We start from the raw sequence: 18,435 nt of genomic DNA on the forward strand, positions 1-18,435 counted from the left end.
CCGGGACCTCCGGGGCTTCCGGATCTCGGGACCTCCGGGGCTTCCAGGGCTTCCGGATCTCGGGACCTCCGGGGCTTCCAGGGCTTCCCGGAGGGCATGTGCCGGGCCGGGAAGCAGGGCCCGTGAGTGTGCAACCGCCGTCGGGGGCCGGTACGTCCGCCGGCTCGGCGCGCCCGTCGGCGGTGCACACCGCGGGCGGTGGGTGCCCCGGCACTCGCGAAGGAGCCGAGCCCCCGCCTCGTGCCTTCCGGTTCCGCGCCGTGCTTTCCGTTCCGCGTCGCGCTCCCCGGTTTCGCGTCGCGCTCCCCGGTTTCGCGTCGCGCTCCCCGGTTTCGCGTCGCGCTCCCCGGTTTCGCGTCGCGCTCCCCGGTTTCGCGTCGCGCTCCCCGGTTTCGCGTCGCGCTCCCCGGTTTCGCGTCGCGCTCCCCGGTTCCGCGCCCGCGAGCCTACCCGCGCGGCCGTGTGCGGGCGGAGGCGCGCCCGGTGCGCCGGAGCCGCGGCTCCGCACCGGCCAGGGAGAGCGCGAGGGCCGCCCGGTCGTCGCCGTCGGACCGGGCCGACCAGCGTTCCGAGTCGGACCGTACGAACGACACGACCGCCTCGGGATCCGGTGCGGGGCCGCCGCCGAAGTGCTCACCGAGGCGCTCCAGTACGGGATAGAACACGCCGTCCTCGTTCCGGGCCTCGCTCACCCCGTCCGTGATGACGACGAGCACCTCGCCCGGCTCGAGCCGGTGCACGGTGGTGTCGTCGCCGTCCGGCGGCTGCGCCAGTCCGCCGAGGCCCAGGGGCAGTGCGGGCGTGGTGACCAGCCGCCGCGCGCCTCGCGGGCCGACCAGCAGCGGCGGCGGGTGGCCGCGGTCGACGATCCGCACCTCGCCGCCGCCCGGCGGGAACTCCAGCACCAGGGCCGTGACGAACAGCTCCGGGTCGCCCTCCCCGCCCGCCGGGCTGTTGCGGGCGATGCTGAGTTCCAGCCTCTCGGCCAGGCTGCTCGGGCTCTTCCACTCGTGGGCCGACACGCGGAAGCTGCCCAGCACGGCCGAGACCGTCTGGACCGCGTCCAGTCCCTTGCCCCGGACGTCACCGATGATCGCCCGTACCCCGAAGGGCGTCTCGCACACGTCGTACAGATCCCCGCCGACGAGCGTGCCGCCCTCACCGGCCTCGTAGAACCCGGCGGCGCGCACCGGGCCGAGCCGGGGCGGCACCGGCCGCAGCAGCGTCCGCTGCATCGCCTCGGCGACCGAGTGGGCCCGGATCAGATCGCGGCGGGTCCGCTCCCGCTGCCGGGCCAGCGCGATGCTGGCGACTCCGACGACGAGCGTGGTCGCGTAGAGGGCCACATGGTGGGACTCGCCGAAGTGCCCGGGGAGGCGGGCCGCCATCCACATCTGAAGTCCCAGGCACACCGCCGCCGAGAGCGCAGTGCCCCGCGGGCCGCGCGTCGCCGCGGCCAGCGGCGGTACGGCGACGAGCAGGAAGCTCACCGGCTCGCGTCTCCCGATGGTCAGGTTCGCGGCCACGTCGACGGCCACCGCGACCAGCGGCAGCCACCACACCCATCCGTGGCGTGGGGACGGGTGCCGCAGTGCGGTGCGTAGGCCCCGGCGGGACACGGGCGCCCTAGCCTTCGGGCCGCCGGCGGGGCCCGGACAGGCGGCCCGCGGTTCCGCCGGCGGCCGTACCGGGTGCCGCCCGGTCGGCCGTCCGGGGCAGCCCGGCCTCGATCCGCGCGAACTGGGCGTCGAGGCTGCGCAGCCACACATCGAGGTCGACCAGCGCGGGCAGCGGCGGCCCGACGGGAGGGGAGGGCGCCGAGCGGGTCGCCACGCCCGGCGGCGGCCGGTCCCCCGTGCACAGGCAGGCGAGCCGGACGGTGGTGTCGGCCACCGCGTGGGCACCGGTCAGCGCCCGGTCGGCGGCGTCCGGCGGAAGCGCGGTCGCGGGCATGTCGAACCTGGGCAGCCAGTGGGCGCCGAGCAGGACCTGGCCGGCCGCGATCAGCACGGCGTGCCAGTCGGCTTGGGCGGGTCTGCTGCCCGCCGGCTCGCTGCGGAACTGGTCGTAGGCCGCCTCGGCGAGGCGCAGCCGGTGCAGGGCGGGCTGCGTCGGCGGGGGAGAGGCCGAGCCCGGCGGCACGGCCGTAAGCACCGCGACGGTGCCCCTGATGAGGGGGGTGCACGCGTGCAGCAGCTCCGCCATGGTTCGCCGTACCTCGCGCCGGGCGCCGGCCGGCCAGGCGAGCATCGCGCACAGCAGACCGATGGCGCTTCCGGTCACCACGTCCACGATCCGCGCCTCGGCCAGCCGCCAGGTCGCCGGGGCGATCTGGGCGAACGCGATGGCCACCACGAGGGTGAACAGCCCCTGCGCCCAGGCGATGCCCAGCAGCGGTCCGAGTGCGAAGGCGAGCAGCATGCCCGGTGCGAGAAGCGCGGCGTACGCCTCGATGTGCTGTCCCAGGCCGATGAGCAGGGCACCCGCGGCGAGAGCGCCGACGAGATTGCCGGCGACGGCCGTGCGGATGACCGCCCAGGTCTGCCCGGCGGTGGTGCGGCTCAGCGTCAGCACCGCCAGCAGCACCCAGAACCCGTGCGTCAGGTCGAGTGAACCGGCGACGAGCCGCGCGGCGGCGAGGGCCAGCGCGATCCTCATGGCGTTCTGGAACTGCACCGAGCGGAGGGTGAGGTTGCCGGTGAACCGGTTGATCCACAGCTGTGCGGTGGGGGCGTGGGCGTACCAGAACAGCTCCCGCGGCTCGAACGGCGGGGTGCGCCGCCCGTCGAGTCCGACCCGTACCGCGATCTCCAGGATCCGCGCCGACTCGGCGACGGCCAGCACCGCCGCCTGCCGGTGCAGTACCGGCACCGGGGGCACGTCGGAGGAGGGCCCGGTCACCTGCCGTATGCGTGTCTGCTGGAAAGCGTGGATCGCCTCGTCCATCCGATCCGGGCCGGAAGGGGGGCGGCCCGCCCGCAGGGCGGCGCAGGTCTCCTCGCACAGGGAGGCCACCTGCGGCAGCAGCGACAGTGAGGCTGTGTCGGCACCTTCCGCGCTGCCGGCGCTGCTGTTCCCGTCGCCGGTTCCGGTTCCGGTTCCGGTGCCGCTGCCGGTGCTGTTCCCGCTGGTGTTCCCGGCGCTGCTGCCGTTGCCGTTCCCGGCGCTGTTCCCGCTGCTGCTGCCGGTGCTGCCCCCGACGCCGTCCCCCCGGACGAGCAGGCGGAGTTCGCCGGTCTCGGTCAGATGGGCCAGCTGTTCCAGCAGCCGGCGGGCCGCGGACCCGGCGTGGGAGAGCCCGCGGACGGCACGGCCGGGACCCGCCGGGCGCTCCGCCGGCGGGAACCGGGACAACCGCAGGTCCGCGCCCGCGGCCCTGAGGTCCTCGGGGGAGAGGTGGACGCGGTCCGCGAGGGTGTCGCCCGCCGTGGCCACGGCCTCCGCGAGGGCAGAGCGGTACGTCGGACCGGGTGCCTGCGGCAGCAGGAACAGCTCGCACAGCGCGAGCACCACCACCCCGAAGACGAGCCCGGCCAGCCGCAGCCACAGGCTCTCGGGCTGGTACGGCGGGAAGCAGGCCAGGATGTAGAAGAGCTGGAGCCCCGGCGCCGCCCCGGCCGGGCTCGGCCCCGCGACCGCGGCGAAGGCGAGCAGGAAACCCACGACGAGCATGCCGAGCACCGCGGCCCAGGTCTGCACCGCCAGCAGGGTCCCCAGGGCTACCAGCACCACGCCCACCGGCAGCGCCTTGAGCATCACCACGGCCCGCTGCCGTCCCGACCCGGGGATCGAGGACAGCAGACCGAGGGCGATCGGCGCGAACAGCGCGTACAGCGCCAGGACTGGCTCGTGAAGCCAGTACAGGAAGGGGTAGAAGCCCACGGACGCGGTGAGGGACACCCGCAGCGACCGGTGCAGGATCTCCGTGCGCTCCGGGCCGCTCCTCACGGCGCGTCCCCGCCGGGAGCCGTGCGGAGCGGCGCCCCGCGGAGCCCGTCGGGCAGCCGGGCGGTGCCGTACCGGGTGCTGTACCGGGTGCCGCAGAGCAGCGCTGCGGCACCCGTTACGGCACCGCCCGGTGTGGAGGGTCCGGGCCCGATGCACACGGGTGCGCCCGTGACCGCGATGACGGCCCCCGTCCGCGCGGCCGGCGAAGACTCAGCGCGCATGAGCACGTTCCTCTCGGGCCGACGCCGCCGCGGCGTCGTGGGCGGGCCGGACAGCGACCCGCTGCCCATTGTGGGACGACCCCGACGGAAGCGCAGCCCGGCTCGTCCCGTTCCGGCCGGGCCCGTGCCGGCATGGTCGGGCCCGTGCCGGCATGGTCGGGGCGGGCGGCGCCCACCCGGCCCGCGGTCGGGTGGTCCGCGCCCGGGCGCCGGTCCGGCCTTGCCCGCCCGGCCCGCGGCCCGGTACTCCCGATCGGCCCGCCGCCCGGGCGCCGGTCCGGTACTCCCCGATCGGCCCGCGGTCGGGCGTCCCCGATCGCGGTGGGCTCCACGCCGGTTCACGATGGCAGGAGCCACAGCGGCCACGGGGCGGGAGGCGGGAGGATCGTACGGTGCAGTCGCTCCTGCTGCCGGTGGTCTTCGCCCTCGCCTCGGCGCTCAGCAACGCCACCGCCACCGTGCTGCAGCGCCAGGAGGCCCTCAAGGTGCCCAGCTCCAGCGGTCTGCGCCCGGGGCTGATGCTCGATCTGCTGCGCCGTCCCCTCTGGCTGACCGGGATCGCCGCCGTCCTCGTGGCCGGGGTGTGCCAGGCCCTGGCGCTGAACACCGGGCCGCTGGCCATCGTCCAGCCGCTGTTCGTCCTCGAACTGCCGCTCGCCCTGATCATCGCCTCGATGGTGATGCGCCAGCGCCTGCCCCGGGCCGGCTGGGCGGCCGTCGGCCTCGTCGTGGTGGGCCTCGGCATCGCCCTGGCCGCACTGTCCCCGGTCGGAAACCGCACTCAGGTGCCCCTCGACCGCTGGGTGCCGGTGCTCGCCTTCTGCGGAGGGGCCGTCATCGTGCTCTCGGCCGTGGCCCTGCGGCGTCCCGTGGGGCGGACCCGCGCCGCCCTCCTCGGCACGGCCACCGCCATCAGCTACGCCCTCACGGCGGCGCTCATGAAGTCGGCTACCCACATCTTCGAGGACGAGGGAGCCGCGGCCTTCTTCACCTCCTGGGAGGTGTACGCCTTCGCGGTCACCGGCGGCACCGCGCTGTTCCTGCTGGAGAACGCCCTCCAGGCGGGCCCGCTGGTCGCCTCCCAGCCCGCGCTGACCCTCGGGGACGCCACCCTGAGCCTGCTGCTCGGCGTCACCCTCTACGAGGAGCATGTGCGCACCGGCTGGTGGCTGCTGCCGGAACTGCTGGGGCTCGCGCTGATCACCGTCGGCGTGTTCGCCCTCTCCCGCATCCCCCTCGCGGAGTCCCTCGTGGCGTCGGACAAGACCTCCGGGGCCGCACCTCCCCAGGCCGGGCAGACCCTGCCCTGAACCGGTCCGCCGGGAGAGGCGCCACCCGGCCGGAAAGCCGTGCGCCGGCCCCGGGGGGAACCGGACGGGCCCGCCGGAGCACCCCGGGGCGGGTCCGAGAAGAGGATTGCCGAGAGAGGGTTGCCGAAGAGGGGTTGCCGAACGGGGATGGCTCGAACGGGGATGGTTCGAAGGGGGATTACCCGAAGGGGGATTGAGAGATCCGGCCGAGAAGCGTTTCATTGCAGGTGAAAGGGCACGAACAGACGCTTCCGAAGGAGGCGGCCCGCATGACCACCCACCAACCCGGCATCGAGCAGCACCCCGACCTCGCCGAGATGCGTGCACGCTTCGAGCGCGCCACCACGTCGCCGCGCGGCCAGGTGACGGAAACGCTGGCCCTGCTCACGGGCCTCTACCTCGCGGCCTCGCCGTGGATCGTCGGTTTCAACGGCCTCACCACTCTTGCCGTCACCAACCTGATCTGCGGTGTCGCCTTCGCCCTGTGTCTGGGCGGGTTCGGTTCGGCCTACGAGCGGACCCACGCGATGGCCTGGTGCGCCATCGTGATCGGCACCTTCACGATCTTCTCCCCCTGGATCGTCGCCGGGAACGTCGCCGTCACCGGCAGTGTCGTCAGCAATGTCGTCACCGGCATCGTGGCGCTCTGTATCGGCGTGGCCATGGCCGGTATGACCGACCGCCCCGGAACCTCCCGTTCCGCCCGGTCCTCGGGAGGCCGGAGCGGTGACCTCGGCCCCCTGAGCTGACGGCACTCCGCACCGCGAGGGCCCCGGCCGCGTAGCGTGCCGGGGCCTTCCGGTCGCACGAAGAGCCCCCTGGGCGACCACGCATGGTGAGCTATGTTGAGCGGCAGTGGGACGAAAGGGAGGCACACGGTGCCATCAAGGCAGCGGGCGCGCGCACAGGCGTCTGCGATCACGCCGGGGAGGCAGGCCCCGGACGCGGAGCCGGCTCCCGTGGAGAGGGTCCGCGCGCTGTTCGGCGGACACCGGCTGTCGCCCGGCCAGCGGCGTATCGCGCAGTACATCACGGACAACCTCACCGAGGCCGCTTTTCTGTCGATCACCGATCTCGCGGACCGCGTGGGCGTCAGCCAGCCGTCGGTGACGCGCTTCGCCGCGTCGGTCGGCTTCAGCGGCTACCCCGCGCTGCGGGAGGCGCTTCAGCCCATCGCGCTCAGCGCGGTCGCCGGTTCACCGGAGACGGTCGAGAGCCGGCGCAACGAGCTGCAGACGGCGGTCGACGCCGAGATCGCGAACCTGGAGAGCCTCCGCCGCAGGTTCGCCGACACCGACCAGGTCCTCGGGGTCGGCCGTGAGCTGGCCCGGTCGGTGCCGCTGACGATCCTCGGGCTGCGGATCTCCACCTCGCTGGCGGAGTACTTCGCCTACGCGGCCCGCCGGATCCACCCCGACGTACGGCTGGTCTCACGCGGCGGGAGCGTGGCGTACGACGCGCTGCTGCAGTCGCGCGAGGCCGGCGGGACCTGGGTGCTGGCCTTCGCGATGCCCCGCCACGCCAAGGAGACGCTGGCGGCCATACGGGCCGCCCGCCGTACGGGCCTGCGGACCGCACTGATCACGGATCTCACCATGGGGCCGCTCGTCGACGAGGCCGACGTGGCCCTGACCGCGGGTACCGGCTCACGGCTCGTCTTCGACTCCTACTCCGCGCCCGGTGTGCTGTCGGCGGCGATCCTCCAGGCGATGGCGGACGCGGATCCCGAACGGACGCAGCAGCGGCTGGAGCAGTACGAGCACGCCGCCGAGCAGCACGACTTCTTCATCGAGGACTGAGGCCACCGTCGGCCACCCCCCTCCCCGGTGGGAGGAAAGGGGGACTTTCATGCCCAGAAGAGCATGAATTTTTTCATGCCCTTGCTTACTTGGCGGTAAATATATTTACTGCGAGTGGCACTGCGGACGACACTCCTCCTCGTCGGCCCCACGGTGTTCTGTTCGGGCAGTCCGCTCCCCTCGGACGCCCCCGGCGGCTCCGGTCAACCCCTGGGCCGGAGCCGCCGGTCGACAGCCTCACAGGAACAGCCGGCCGGCGGCCGTACCGTGGTCGTACCGCAGCCGTACCGTGCTCGTACCGCGGACCTGCGCGACCCGCCCCCGCCCACGGCCGGGCTCAGCCGTTCTTGACGGAGTCGAGGTGGGCGAACACCACCACGTTGTCCTTGTAGTCCTTGGTCGTCTTGTCGTACACACCACCGCAGGTGATCAGGCGCAGCTGGGCGTTCGGTGCGTCCTTGTAGACCCGCGCGCTGGGGAAGGCGGCCTTGCTGAAGGTCTCCACCGAGTCGACCTTGAACGTGGCCACCTTGCGGTCCTGCCGGGTGATGTCGATCTTGTTTCCGGGCTTGAGCGCACTGAGGGACTCGAACACCGCGGGTCCCGTCATGGTGTCCAGATGGCCCGCGAGGATCGAGGTGCCCTTCTCGCCCGGCGTGGCGCCCTTCCCGTACCAGCCCACCAGATTCTTGTCGTTGGGCGGCGGCGCGTTCAGCTGCCCGGTCTTGCTGAGCGCCAGCACCGTGAAGGGGGCGTTGACCGAGATGGCGGGGATGACGATGCGCGTCGGGTTGGAACGCGGCAGCGGAGGATGGACGGGAGCGGCCTTCGGCGGGCTCTTGGGAGCGGCGGCGGGCGACGCGGGGCGGGCCTGGGAGGAGTCCGCCGTCTGGCCGCCGAGCGAGTTGTAGCAGAGCAGCGTGCCCAACGCGGCCGCCAGGACCGGCCACAGCAGGGTCTGGCCGAGCGAGCGGGACGGTGCGGGCTCTGGGGGCGTCTGCGAGCCGAGCGGTTGCCTGGCGTTCATTCGAGAGGCCTTTCGTGTACCGGGACGCGGCCGGGGAGAAGCGGATCGGGGCTGGGAAACGCATCGCCGCGGCCGCCGTCCTGGAGGACGGCGGCCGCGACAGCGCAGCGAACTGCGGTTGATGCGGCCTCGATCAGGCCGAGGTGCCGGTCACACCACGACGGCGCAGCTTCCAGGCGCCGGCGCCGATGCCGCCGAGCATGAGAAGCGAACCGGCCGCCAGGCTGCCGTTGTTCATCGCGAGCCCGCCGCCGCCGGCGTCGACGCTGCCCTTGGGGTCGTCGTCATCGTCGTCGTCATCGTCGTAGTCGTCGTCATCGTCGTCGTGGTCGTAGTCGTCCTTGTCGTGGTGCTTGTGCTTCCACTTGTGGTCGTGGTCGTCCTTGCCGTAGTCCTTCTTGTCGTCGTCCTTCTTGCCGTAGTCGTCCTTCTTCGAGTCCTCCTCGTGCTTGGCGCCGTTCTCGTCCTTCTTCGAGCCCTCGTCCTGCTTGGCGCCGTTCTCGTCCTTCTTCGAGCCCTCGTCCTTCTTCGAGCCCTCGTCCTGCTTGGCGCCGTTCTCGTCCTTCGCCGAGCCCTCGTCCTGCTTGGCGCCCTGGCCCCACTCGTCGTTCATGACCGACGCGAGGAAGCCGCCGCCGGCGTCGACACTGCCCTTGGGCTCGTCGTCGTCATCGTCGTCATCGTCATCGTCATCGTCGTCGTGGTCGTCGTCGTCGTAGTCGTCGTGGTCGTCGTGGTCGTGGTGCTTGTGCTTCCACTTGTGGTCGCCGTGGTCGCCGTGGTCGTCCTTGCCGTGGTCGTCCTTGCCGTGGTCGCCGTGGTCGTCCTTCTTGTCGTCGTCCTCGGCCACGACGCGGCTCAGGAAGCCGCCGCCGGCGTCGACGCCGCCCTTGGGCTCGTCGTCGTCGTCATCGTCGTCGTCATCGTCATCGTCGTCGTGGTCGTCGTCGTCGTAGTCGTCGTGGTCGTCGTGGTCGTGGTGCTTGTGCTTCCACTTGTGGTCGCCGTGGTCGCCGTGGTCGTCCTTGCCGTGGTCGTCCTTCTTGTCGTCGTGGTTGCTCGACGAGGAGCCGTTGTCGCGGCCCCAGTCCTCGGCCAGGGTCATCGCGTAGGCGGTGGGTGCGGCAATCGTCAGAACCGCGGTAATGGCGGCTGAGGCGCACAGGGTGCGGGCAGAGCGCATGAGATCCCATTCCTTTCGCCGCGACTGCGAAGGCTGACACATCGTCGGCTCATCGGATCGCAGCAGCGACGAGTTCACCGTCAGGCGGATCGCGGCTTCGCACCAGCCGAGAACGTCGCATTCGAGGGACATCGTCCGCTCTTCGGGTGGCGACACGCCGACTATTCACTCTTTGGGCGGCGGCCCGGTCGATATGCGACCTCGCGGTGCTCTCCGCGGCCTCCGCGATCCCGCTCCCGGCATACCTCCGGAGGGTTCCCGGCAGCGCGAATCCCGTGCTCGCCGCCTTCGGCGCCCATCCGGACACGGGTCGGCTTCGAACAACTCGTGTCACGTGCGCACGGCGGCGACGACGTGCGAGTGCGGTGTCCGGCGGTCCGGACGGTCCCCGACGAGGAGATCCGGAAGGCCCCTCCAGGAGAAAGGCGGGTCAGATGGCCGTTTCCCTCCGGGCGCGGCGACTCGTGGCCGTCGCGGCCGCCGCGGGTCTGCTCGTCGGCTGGGCCTCCGCGGTGTCCGCGGGCTCTGCCGCGACCGCGTCCGCGCCTGCCTCCCCCGTGCGGGTCACCCACCTCGTGGGCGAATCCGGCGGCCCCGACTGGGACCGCTGCACATGGCGCAAGGGCCACTGGGAGCAGCAGCGCTCCAACGACCGCTGGGAGGACAAGTGGGTCCCGGGCCGCTGGGACTGCCGTGACGGCGGCGGGCACCGCTGACCGGCCGTGAGCGCGGGCCGGCGAAGGCGACGGCGGCCATGGTGGCGACGGCGATCACGGCGGCGACGGCGATCACGGCGGCGACGGCGATCACGGCGGCGACGGTGAGGACGGCGGCGACGGCGATCACGGCGGCGACGGTGAGGACGGCGAGGGAGGACGGCGAGAACGGGTGGCTGTGGGCAACTGCTGGAACAGGGCCCGGCTGCTGACGGACGAGAGACCACCGGCGGCCGGGAATCGCCACCGGACGCCCCTGGTCCCGGTGGCTCCAGGCGTGCGGGTCCTTCCGATCGGTGATGGCATGGTGACGAACGAGCCTGCACGGCACCCCTGGTGCCCAAGAGGAGCAAGGGGGCGCGAGTGTCGCCACCTGATGCGGATCCCGACGCCGCCGAACAACTGGCCAAGCTCGGACTGGACGAGCTCGTGGTCCTGGTGGGCCGCGGCGACCAGGACGCGTTCGAACCCGTCTACACGGCGGTCAGCGGCCCTGTGCTGGGCCTGGTCCGCAGGGTCCTGCGGGATCCGGCGCAGTCCGAGGAGGTGACCCAGGACGTGCTCGTGGAGGTGTGGCGTACGGCCGGCCGCTTCCGGCCCGAACAGGGCAGCGCCCTGACCTGGGTCCTGACCCTGGCCCATCGCCGTGCGGTGGACCGGGTCCGGTCGTCACAGGCCAGGACCGAACGGGAGCGGAGGGTCGCGCTGCTGGAGGTCGCCCCGCCGTTCGACGACGTGGTCGAGCAGGTCGAGACCGGACTCGAACAGCAGCAGGTCCGGCGCTGTCTGCAGTCGCTGACCGAGCTTCAGCGGGAGTCGGTCGTGCTGGCGTACTACCACGGCCTCACCTACCGGGAGGTCGCCGAGTTCCTGTCGCAGCCACTGGGCACGGTGAAGGCCAGGATGCGTGACGGACTGATGCGGTTGCGTGACTGTCTGTACGAGGGTGAGGTGCGGTCATGAGCGAGATCCGGGACGAGAACGGCGGCGAGCTGCACTCCGCCTGCGGCGCCTACGTGCTGCACGCGCTGCCCGAGGACGAGCGGCGGGCGTTCGAGGAGCACCTCGAGTCCTGCGCGGCCTGCGCCCACGAGGTCGCGGTGCTCACGGAATCGGCGGCACGACTCGCCCAGCCGGTCACGGCCGACCCCCCCGAGCACCTGCGGCGCCGGGTGCGGGACAGGATCGCCGTCACCCCCCAGACCCCCTACGCGACCCGCGTTCCGCGCGAGAGCCCCGAGCCGGAGCCCGCCCCACCCGCCCGGCCCGCTGCCGGGGAACCGGTCCCGTCCGGCGTCCGGCGCTCACCCGTCCCCCGGATCCTGCGGGTGGCGCTCGCCGCCTGCGCCGCGCTGGCCGTGGCCTTCGGCGGTGTCGCCGTGTCGCAGTACCAGGCCGCCGAGGAGGCGCGCTCCCAGCTGCACGCGGCCGAGGAGCAGTACGCGGGTGTGGCCGACGTGCTCGCCGCACCGGACGTGGAACTCCACACCCAGCGGCTCCCGGACGGCGGGACCGGCACCATCGCCGTGTCCCGGAGTCAGGACGCCGCGGTGTTCTGCGCGACGGGAGTACGACCGCTCCCGGTCGGCCAGACCTACGCCCTGTGGTTCAGCGAGGACGGCTCCTTCCGCCCGGCGGGCCTGGTCAGCGGGGGTGAGGCGCAGGACATGCAGATGCTCAACGGCCCGGTCTCGGGGGCGACGGCCGTCGGTATCACCATCGAACCCGCCGGTGGCTCGTCCGCGCCCACCGGCCGGCCGATGGGACTGATCGACATTCCGGCCTGAGCTGCCGCGCCGGACGTTCACCGTGACATGGCCCGCGGGTGGGTGGCCGAACCGTGGCGCCCCTGCGGGCGGTCGGCCGATCCGTGAGGCGCCCCTGCGGGCGGTCGGCCGATCCGTGAGGCGCCCCTGCGGGCGGGCGAGCCGTGGTGTGGCTGTGAGCGGTGTGCCGTCGGCCGGGGCCGCGAGGGGGCGCGCCGCCCACGGGCCTGTGACCGCCGCTGCCCCGGGTCAAGACCCGGGGCAGCGGCAGTCCAACGGGCTCTCACTGCCGTTGCCGTTGCCGTTGGCGTTGGCCGTTGCCGTTGCCGTTGCGGGCTGCGGGCTGCGGGCTGCGGGTTGCCGGGTGCGGGTCGGTGGGTCAGCCCGTGCCGAAGGGTGCGACCTCGCCAGGGGCGGAACGAGGGACCTCGCCTCCCTGGGTGGGGCCGCCGCCACGGCCGCCCGCGGGCGTGAACGTCACCGGCAGCCGGGTGGGGCCGCGCAGTCCGCCCGGCCGCCAGCCGAGTTCCTCCGGCGGCACGGTCAGCGCGAGATCCGGCAGGCGCCGCAGCACGGTGCCGATGGCGACCTGGCCTTCCAGCCTGGCCAGCGGGGCCCCCAGGCAGTAATGGATCCCGTGGCCGAAGGCGAGGTGGGCGTTGTCGCGCCGGGTGATGTCCAGCCGGTCCGGATCGGTGAACCGGTCCGGGTCGCGGTCGGCGACGGCGGAGGCGATCAGTACGGTCGCCCCACGCGGCACCGTCACACCGGCGATCTCGACGTCCTCTCGAGCGAACCTCGCGATTCCGGGACTGACGGGTCCGTCGTAGCGCAGGAACTCCTCGATCGCCCCGGGCAGCAGTTCCGGTTCGTCCCTCAGCAGCGCCAGCTGGCCGGGGTGGGCGAGCAGCGCCGCGACACCGCTGCCGATCAGGTTGACCGTCGTGATGTACCCGGCGACGAGCAGCAGGAAGGCCATGGCGATCAGCTCGTCCTCGTTCAGCCGCTGCTCCTCGTCACGGGCGGCGATGAGCGCGCTCAGCAGATCGTCCCCCGGCCGGGCCCGCTTGTCCGCGATGAGACCGGTCAGATAGCCGCGCATGCGCTGCCACGCCGCGTCCACCACGGCCGGGTCCGGCATCTCCGCCCGGCGCAGCAGAATGTCGTCGGCCCACCGCTGGAACTCGTGCCGGTCGTCCAGCGGGACGCCGAGGAGTTCGCTGATGACGGTGACCGGGAGCGGCAGCGCGAAGTCCGAGACGAGTTCCGCCCGGCCGGCGGGCAGCACACCGTCGATCAGCCGGTCGGCGATCTCCTGGATCCTCGGCCGCAGCTCCGCCACCCGGCGTGCGGTGAACGCCTTCGAGACCAGCCGGCGCAGCCGGGTGTGGTCGGGCGGGTCGGTGCGCAGCATGTTGCTCACCATCGACTCGCGCTCCGTCGAGGGCAGCTGCTGCATCAGCCGCGGGTCCGAGGCGTCGCGGACGTCGCTGCTCAGCCGGGAGTCCGACAAGGCCGCCAGGCCGTCCTCGTAGCGGGTCACCAGCCAGGCCTCCACCCCGCCGGCGATCACGGCCCGGCGCACCGGACCCTCCTCGCGCAGCCGGCGGTAGAGCGGGAACGGATCCGCGACGAAGGCGGGGTCGGTATAGGGCAGAAGGACCGGCTGCTCGCTCATGTTGCCTCCCGGGAAGCGGCACGGTTCTTTGTGCCGCAGACATCCTGCCTGAGGTTATATATCCAATTGTTACCGATATCGGGGCGCCGTCGGGCGCCGTCGGGCGCCGTCGGGTGTCATCGGGCGTGGTCGGGCGTGGTCGGGCGTGGTCGGGCGTGGTCGGGTGCCGTCGGGTGTCATCGGGTGTCATCGGGTGTCATCGGGTGTCATCGGGCGTGGTCGGGCGTGGTCGAAGGGAGCGGTTGCCATGGAGCGGACCACCTGCTGTGTGGTGGGCGGCGGACCTGCGGGGATGGTCCTCGGCCTGCTGCTGGCCAGGGCCGGGGTGGACGTCGTCGTGCTGGAGAAGCACGGCGACTTCCTGCGCGACTTCCGCGGCGACACCGTGCACCCCTCCACCCTGGCCCTGCTGGACGACCTGGGCCTGGCCGAGCGGTTCGCCCGGTTGCCGCAGCGCCGGGTGACCACGGTGCAGCTGCCCGTCGGACCGGACCGCTCCCTGATCACCGTGGGGGACATCGGCGCGCTCCGCGGCACGTACAACTACATCGCGATGGTGCCCCAATGGGACCTGCTCGATCTCCTCGCGGACGAGGCCGGCCGGGAACCGTCCTTCTCGCTCCGGATGAACACCGAGGCGACCTCCTTCCTGCTGGAGCGCGGACGGGTCAACGGCGTCCGCTACCGCACCTCCGACGGGCGCACCGGGGAACTGCGGGCCGCACTCACCGTCGCGTGCGACGGCAGGGGCTCGATCGCGCGGGCGCTGCCCGAACTCGGCCTGGAGCGCTTCGACTGCCCCATGGACGCCTGGTGGTTCAGGCTGCCCCGGCACGAGGGTGATCCGAGCGGGCTGGTGGGAGGGGTCGGCGACAGGTTCTTCAGCGCGCTGATCGACCGCGGCGACTACTGGCAGATCGCCGCACTTATCCCCAAGGGCACCGACGCCGTGCTGCGCGCGCAGGGTCTGGACCGGTTCATGGCGCGGTTCACCTCCGCGGTCCCGTGGCTCTCCGACCGCGCGCACACGCTCACCTCGTGGGACGAGGTGAAGCTGCTCGACGTAAGGCTCGACCGGTTGCGGCGCTGGCACCGCCCGGGGCTGCTGTGCATCGGCGACGCAGCCCACGCCATGTCGCCGGTCTTCGGCATCGGCATCAACCTCGCCGTCGAGGACGCGGTCGCCGCCGCCCGCCATCTCGTCCGTCCCCTGGGCGAGGGCCGGGTGGGCCTCCGCGACGTACGCCGCGTCCAGCGCCGCCGATGGCCCACCACCGCGGGGACCCAGGCGCTCCAGCGCCTCGCCCACGCCAGGGTGATCGGGCCCCTGCTGGCCGGGGAACCCGCCTTCGGCGGCCCCGAACCGGCCAGGCGCCTGGCCGAGTTCGTCACCACCTCCCGCCGGTTCCGGCGGCTCCCGGCCTACTTCCTCGCTTACGGCGCGCTGCGCGAGCGGCCGCCCGAGCAGTCGGTGCGGTGACCGACGCGGAACGGGCCATGGGGCGACGGCTGGTGGAGCCGGGCCGGTGGCGGCGGGGCGGAAGCCTTCCGGGCTGATCCGCCCGGAGCCGCCGCGGGGCGGGGCGGTTCGGTTCAGGCGCACTCCGCAACCCCGCACTCCGCAACCCCGCACTCCGCAACCCCGGACGTCGGGCCCCGCTCCGCCGGGCGGAGCCCCCGCACCCGGCGCCGGGGCAGCGGGGCGCGGACGCCCGCCGGGCGCCGCCCCGGGGCGCCGCCCGGTCATCCGGCCCCTCGTGCGCCCGGTCCGCTCCCGGCTCCTCGCGGTCCGCTCCTCGCTGTCCGCTGTCCGCGGCAGGGGTCCGCGGCAGGGGTCCGCGCTGCGCGTCCCGGTCCACGGACCAGGCGTACGGGCCCGGACGTCAGTGCGTCGAGCCACCCGGGACCCGGCCGAGGATCGCGTTCAGGTCGGCCGCCGGGGGGAGGGTGCCGAAGGCGAGCCCCGAGTCGCCGCCCAGGCGGGAGGCGCAGAAGGCGTCGGCCACGGCGGCTGGTGCGTAGCGGACGAGGAGGGAGCCCTGAAGCACCAGGGCGAGCCGCTCGACCAGCCGCCGGGCGCGCAGCTCGGCGTCGGCGGTGGACGCCAGCTCGCCGCGCAGCCTGCGCCATGCCCCGTCCAGCCGCCCGTCCGCGCCCGCGGCCGCCTCGACCTCCGACCGGAAGGCCTCCAGGCACTCCGGTTCGCGGGCGAGCGCACGGAGTACGTCGAGGGCGTTCACGTTGCCGGAGCCCTCCCAGATGCCGTTGAGCGGAGCCTCCCGGTAGAGCCGGGGCATGCCCGACGCCTCGTCATAGCCGTTGCCGCCCAGGCACTCCAGGGCCTCCGCGACCGCGGCGGGCTGCCGCTTGGGGACCCAGTACTTCCCGACTGCCGTGGCCAGCCGCAGGAAGGCCCGCTCCTGCGCGTCACCGCGCTGCGCCCGGTCCGCCGCGCCCGCGACCCGGAGTGCGAGCGTCGTCGCGGCCTCCGACTCCAGCCCCAGATCGGCGATGACGTTCCGCATCAGCGGCCGGTCGATCAGCCTGGCGCCGAACACGGCCCGGTGGCGCACATGGTGCGCCGCCTGCGCCAGCGCCGCCCGGATCCCCGACGCCGACCCCAGGATGCAGTCGAGCCGGGTCATGGTGACCATGTCGATGATGGTCCGGACCCCCTGCCCCTCCCGGCCGACCAGCCAGGCGACGGTGTCGTCGAACTCCGGCTCGCTGCTCGCGTTGCTGCGGTTGCCGAGCTTGTCCTTCAGCCGCTGGATGCGGAAGGTGTTGCGCAAGCCGTCCGGCAGCACCCGGGGCACCAGGAAGCAGGACAGCCCTCCCGGTGCCTGCGCCAGGACCAGGAACAGGTCGTTCATCGGGGCGCTGGTGAACCACTTGTGCCCGCGCAGCCGCCAGCTGCCGTCCGGCCGCACCGCGGCCGCCGTGGTGTTGGCGCGCACGTCCGTGCCGCCCTGCTTCTCGGTCATGCCCATACCGGCGAGGAGGCCCCGCTTGCTCCCGGGCTCCCGCAGGCCCGGGTCGTACACCCGGCTGGTCAGCAGCGGCTCGTAGGTCTCGGCGAGTTCCGGGGCCGACCGCAGTGCCGGTACGACGGCGTAGGTCATGGACACCGGGCAGCCGTGGCCCTGTTCGGCCGAACTCCACACCATGAAGCCCGCCGCACGGGCGACGTGCGCTCCCGGCCGGTCGTCCGCCCAGGGCGCCCCGCCCAGGCCCTCGCGGATGGCGACCTCCATCAGCGAATGGTAGGAGGGGTGGAAGCCGACCTCGTCGATCCGGTTGCCGTAGCGGTCGTGGGTGCGCAGTTCGGGCTCGTGGCGGTTGGCCTCCTCGGCCCAGCGCAGGACCTGCTCGGACCCGGCGAGCCGGCCGAGGCGGTGCAGGTCGTCCGCGTACCAGCCGGCGCCCTCGCGCCGCAGCCCCTCGAGCAGCACGGGGTCGTCGGCGACGTCGTGGCCGACGAGCGGCGGCGGCTGGTTGGTCACCTGGTGGGTACGGGCGGTGGGGTCGCTGCGCGGGGTCGCGTCCGCGGTGGCGGTCATCGGGAGTCCTCCGGGGCGATCGGGGTGGTCGGGACGATCGGGGCGGTCTGGGCGGTCTGGGCGGTCGGGGCGGTGCCGCGCGTGGCGCCCGCGCAGCGCAGGGACATCGCCACCAGTTCGTCCACCAGACGGCCCGCCTCGGGCCCCTCCGCCGGCGTGGCGAGCGGGTCCACCAGCACCTCGCCGATGGCACCGGTCAGGGCGGCCGCGGTGATCTCCGGGTCCTGGCGGGGGAGCACTCCGGTGTCGACGCCCTCTCTGACGATCTCGGCGAACACGGCGCGGTAGCGGCGCCGGAACTCCAGGCGCTCCCGGCCGACGGCCGGTTCGGCCGGCGCGGCGAGCAGCGCGTGGGCCAGCCCGCGCCGCTCCATGGCGCGGCGCGCGAAGACGCCGACCCCGAGGGCCAGCCGCTCCACCGGGTCGCCGCTGCCCTCCCTGAGCACCTCGCCGAGCACCTCGACCTCGTGGCCCGACGCCCGGCGGAACACCTCGACCGCCAGCGCCTGTTTCGAGGGGAAGTGCTGGTAGACGGAGCCGACGGACATACCGGCGGCGGCGGCGACCGCGGTGACGGACGCGTTCGCCCACCCGGCCTCGGCGACCACGGACGTGGCCTGCTCGACCAGGTGCTCCCGGGCGGCGGCTAGGCGGTCTTCGACGGCGGGCGGCCTGCGATAGGGCATGGAACCAGTGAACCACCGTTCAGAGCTTCGTGCCAGACCTGCCGGACGCGGCGGAGCGGCCCCTCCGTGGCTGCACCGCCGGGCCGTTCGAGCCTGCGGACCGCCTGGCCACCCGGCCGCCGGCCTCCCCGCTACAGCGCTCTTCACGGGCGGGCAGGGCGGCGAGCACCGGGCACGGGCCCCGCGGGAACTCCGCCGCGCCGCGCATGGCGCACGGACTCCCTCCGGACGCGGTGGCCGGGACGGCCCGGGTACGGAGCCCGGGCTCCGGACGGCGCCGCTCCGGTCCCGGGTGCCGGGCTCCGGACGGCGCCGCTCCGGTCCCGGGCACCAGGGCGCGAGGTCGTGCGCCCACGGCCCCGCACCGGCGGGAAGCGGGGACTTCGCCGTGCCCGCACGGCACGAAGGCGGCGCACGGCCCGGACGCACGCGATCCCAGGGGGGATCTTTCGGCGAATCCCGTCTCCGACGATCTCGGTGCGGCTACGGTCTGTTGGGGCCCGTGCCGCGTCAGGCGGGGTTTGCCCGGGCGAACGGCGTC

At 73.6% G+C, this 18,435-nt stretch carries 16 protein-coding genes; 8 read left to right on the plus strand and 8 right to left on the minus strand.

Annotation, left to right across the window (positions count from 1 at the left end):
• Nucleotides 1–446: 446 nt before the first annotated feature.
• Genes DDQ41_RS26605 through DDQ41_RS26620 form a run of 3 tightly spaced genes read right to left on the minus strand, consistent with a single transcriptional unit; the run spans nt 447 to nt 4,169 of the window.
• Nucleotides 447–1,619, minus strand: a complete 1,173-nt coding sequence (locus DDQ41_RS26605) for a PP2C family protein-serine/threonine phosphatase (RefSeq protein WP_262508579.1) — start codon at nt 1,617–1,619, stop codon at nt 447–449.
• Between the two features lie 7 nt (nt 1,620–1,626).
• Nucleotides 1,627–3,948 (minus strand): FUSC family protein, encoded by a 2,322-nt coding sequence (locus DDQ41_RS32720; protein ID WP_262508580.1) that lies wholly within the window; start codon nt 3,946–3,948, stop codon nt 1,627–1,629.
• Entirely contained in the window at nt 3,945–4,169 is a 225-nt protein-coding gene (locus DDQ41_RS26620; RefSeq protein ID WP_109296737.1) for a hypothetical protein, read from the minus strand. The genes DDQ41_RS32720 and DDQ41_RS26620 overlap by 4 nt, the downstream gene beginning before the upstream one ends.
• A gap of 392 nt (nt 4,170–4,561) precedes the next feature.
• Between DDQ41_RS26620 and DDQ41_RS26625 the strand changes: the two genes are divergently transcribed.
• From DDQ41_RS26625 to DDQ41_RS26635, 3 genes are all read left to right on the plus strand, one after another.
• On the plus strand, nt 4,562–5,479 hold the full coding sequence (locus DDQ41_RS26625) for a DMT family transporter (RefSeq protein WP_109296738.1): 918 nt from the start codon (nt 4,562–4,564) through the stop codon (nt 5,477–5,479).
• A 269-nt stretch (nt 5,480–5,748) separates the two neighbouring features.
• Nucleotides 5,749–6,228, plus strand: a complete 480-nt coding sequence (locus tag DDQ41_RS26630) for an SPW repeat protein (protein ID WP_109296739.1) — start codon at nt 5,749–5,751, stop codon at nt 6,226–6,228.
• A gap of 129 nt (nt 6,229–6,357) precedes the next feature.
• Complete coding sequence (locus DDQ41_RS26635) at nt 6,358–7,278, plus strand: MurR/RpiR family transcriptional regulator (RefSeq protein ID WP_109296740.1); 921 nt, start codon at nt 6,358–6,360, stop codon at nt 7,276–7,278.
• Nucleotides 7,279–7,615: 337 nt separating this feature from the next.
• Here the strand turns inward: DDQ41_RS26635 and DDQ41_RS26640 are convergent, their stop codons facing one another.
• Entirely contained in the window at nt 7,616–8,305 is a 690-nt protein-coding gene (locus DDQ41_RS26640) for a class F sortase (RefSeq protein ID WP_109296741.1), read from the minus strand.
• A 133-nt stretch (nt 8,306–8,438) separates the two neighbouring features.
• Nucleotides 8,439–9,488, minus strand: coding sequence for a hypothetical protein (locus DDQ41_RS31950; RefSeq protein WP_162602745.1), 1,050 nt, complete (start codon nt 9,486–9,488; stop codon nt 8,439–8,441).
• A gap of 434 nt (nt 9,489–9,922) precedes the next feature.
• Here DDQ41_RS31950 and DDQ41_RS32725 point away from each other — a divergent pair, with 434 nt between their 5' ends.
• The 4 genes from DDQ41_RS32725 (at nt 9,923) to DDQ41_RS26665 (ending at nt 11,991) form a co-directional block, all read left to right on the plus strand.
• Nucleotides 9,923–10,204: a hypothetical protein gene (locus DDQ41_RS32725; protein ID WP_245990650.1), complete on the plus strand. Its 282-nt coding sequence runs from the start codon at nt 9,923–9,925 to the stop codon at nt 10,202–10,204.
• 38 nt (nt 10,205–10,242) lie between these two features.
• Nucleotides 10,243–10,416, plus strand: a complete 174-nt coding sequence (locus DDQ41_RS31480; RefSeq protein WP_162602746.1) for a hypothetical protein — start codon at nt 10,243–10,245, stop codon at nt 10,414–10,416.
• A gap of 151 nt (nt 10,417–10,567) precedes the next feature.
• Nucleotides 10,568–11,167, plus strand: a complete 600-nt coding sequence (locus DDQ41_RS26660) for a sigma-70 family RNA polymerase sigma factor (RefSeq protein ID WP_109296744.1) — start codon at nt 10,568–10,570, stop codon at nt 11,165–11,167.
• Nucleotides 11,164–11,991: an anti-sigma factor gene (locus DDQ41_RS26665; RefSeq protein WP_109296745.1), complete on the plus strand. Its 828-nt coding sequence runs from the start codon at nt 11,164–11,166 to the stop codon at nt 11,989–11,991. The genes DDQ41_RS26660 and DDQ41_RS26665 overlap by 4 nt, the downstream gene beginning before the upstream one ends.
• Before the next feature lie 358 nt (nt 11,992–12,349).
• Here the strand turns inward: DDQ41_RS26665 and DDQ41_RS26670 are convergent, their stop codons facing one another.
• On the minus strand, nt 12,350–13,648 hold the full coding sequence (locus tag DDQ41_RS26670; RefSeq protein WP_109296746.1) for a cytochrome P450 family protein: 1,299 nt from the start codon (nt 13,646–13,648) through the stop codon (nt 12,350–12,352).
• Nucleotides 13,649–13,895: 247 nt separating this feature from the next.
• Between DDQ41_RS26670 and DDQ41_RS26675 the strand changes: the two genes are divergently transcribed.
• Nucleotides 13,896–15,128 carry an FAD-dependent oxidoreductase gene (locus DDQ41_RS26675; protein WP_109296747.1) on the plus strand — a complete coding sequence of 411 codons (1,233 nt, stop codon included), beginning with the start codon at nt 13,896–13,898 and terminating at the stop codon, nt 15,126–15,128.
• A gap of 403 nt (nt 15,129–15,531) precedes the next feature.
• On the opposite strand, the gene DDQ41_RS26680 is transcribed toward DDQ41_RS26675, so the two are convergent.
• Complete coding sequence (locus DDQ41_RS26680; RefSeq protein WP_109296748.1) at nt 15,532–17,208, minus strand: acyl-CoA dehydrogenase family protein; 1,677 nt, start codon at nt 17,206–17,208, stop codon at nt 15,532–15,534.
• Complete coding sequence (locus tag DDQ41_RS26685; RefSeq protein ID WP_262508581.1) at nt 17,205–17,894, minus strand: TetR/AcrR family transcriptional regulator; 690 nt, start codon at nt 17,892–17,894, stop codon at nt 17,205–17,207. Before DDQ41_RS26685 ends, DDQ41_RS26680 begins: the two co-directional genes overlap by 4 nt.
• Nucleotides 17,895–18,435: the final 541 nt, after the last annotated feature.

This window comes from Streptomyces spongiicola, assembly GCF_003122365.1.
Taxonomy (GTDB): Bacteria; Actinomycetota; Actinomycetes; order Streptomycetales; family Streptomycetaceae; genus Streptomyces; species Streptomyces spongiicola.

Excerpts from the sequence above, each read along its gene's own strand:
- DDQ41_RS26620 (WP_109296737.1), bottom strand. The coding sequence starts at position 4,169 with ATGCGCGCTGAGTCTTCGCCGGCCGCGCGGACGGGGGCCGTCATCGCG.
- DDQ41_RS26630 (WP_109296739.1), top strand. The coding sequence starts at position 5,749 with ATGACCACCCACCAACCCGGCATCGAGCAGCACCCCGACCTCGCCGAG.
- DDQ41_RS26640 (WP_109296741.1), bottom strand. The coding sequence starts at position 8,305 with ATGAACGCCAGGCAACCGCTCGGCTCGCAGACGCCCCCAGAGCCCGCA.
- DDQ41_RS31950 (WP_162602745.1), bottom strand. The coding sequence starts at position 9,488 with ATGCGCTCTGCCCGCACCCTGTGCGCCTCAGCCGCCATTACCGCGGTT.
- DDQ41_RS32725 (WP_245990650.1), top strand. The coding sequence starts at position 9,923 with ATGGCCGTTTCCCTCCGGGCGCGGCGACTCGTGGCCGTCGCGGCCGCC.
- DDQ41_RS31480 (WP_162602746.1), top strand. The coding sequence starts at position 10,243 with ATGGTGGCGACGGCGATCACGGCGGCGACGGCGATCACGGCGGCGACG.
- DDQ41_RS26665 (WP_109296745.1), top strand. The coding sequence starts at position 11,164 with ATGAGCGAGATCCGGGACGAGAACGGCGGCGAGCTGCACTCCGCCTGC.
- DDQ41_RS26670 (WP_109296746.1), bottom strand. The coding sequence starts at position 13,648 with ATGAGCGAGCAGCCGGTCCTTCTGCCCTATACCGACCCCGCCTTCGTC.
- DDQ41_RS26675 (WP_109296747.1), top strand. The coding sequence starts at position 13,896 with ATGGAGCGGACCACCTGCTGTGTGGTGGGCGGCGGACCTGCGGGGATG.
- DDQ41_RS26680 (WP_109296748.1), bottom strand. The coding sequence starts at position 17,208 with ATGACCGCCACCGCGGACGCGACCCCGCGCAGCGACCCCACCGCCCGT.
- DDQ41_RS26685 (WP_262508581.1), bottom strand. The coding sequence starts at position 17,894 with ATGCCCTATCGCAGGCCGCCCGCCGTCGAAGACCGCCTAGCCGCCGCC.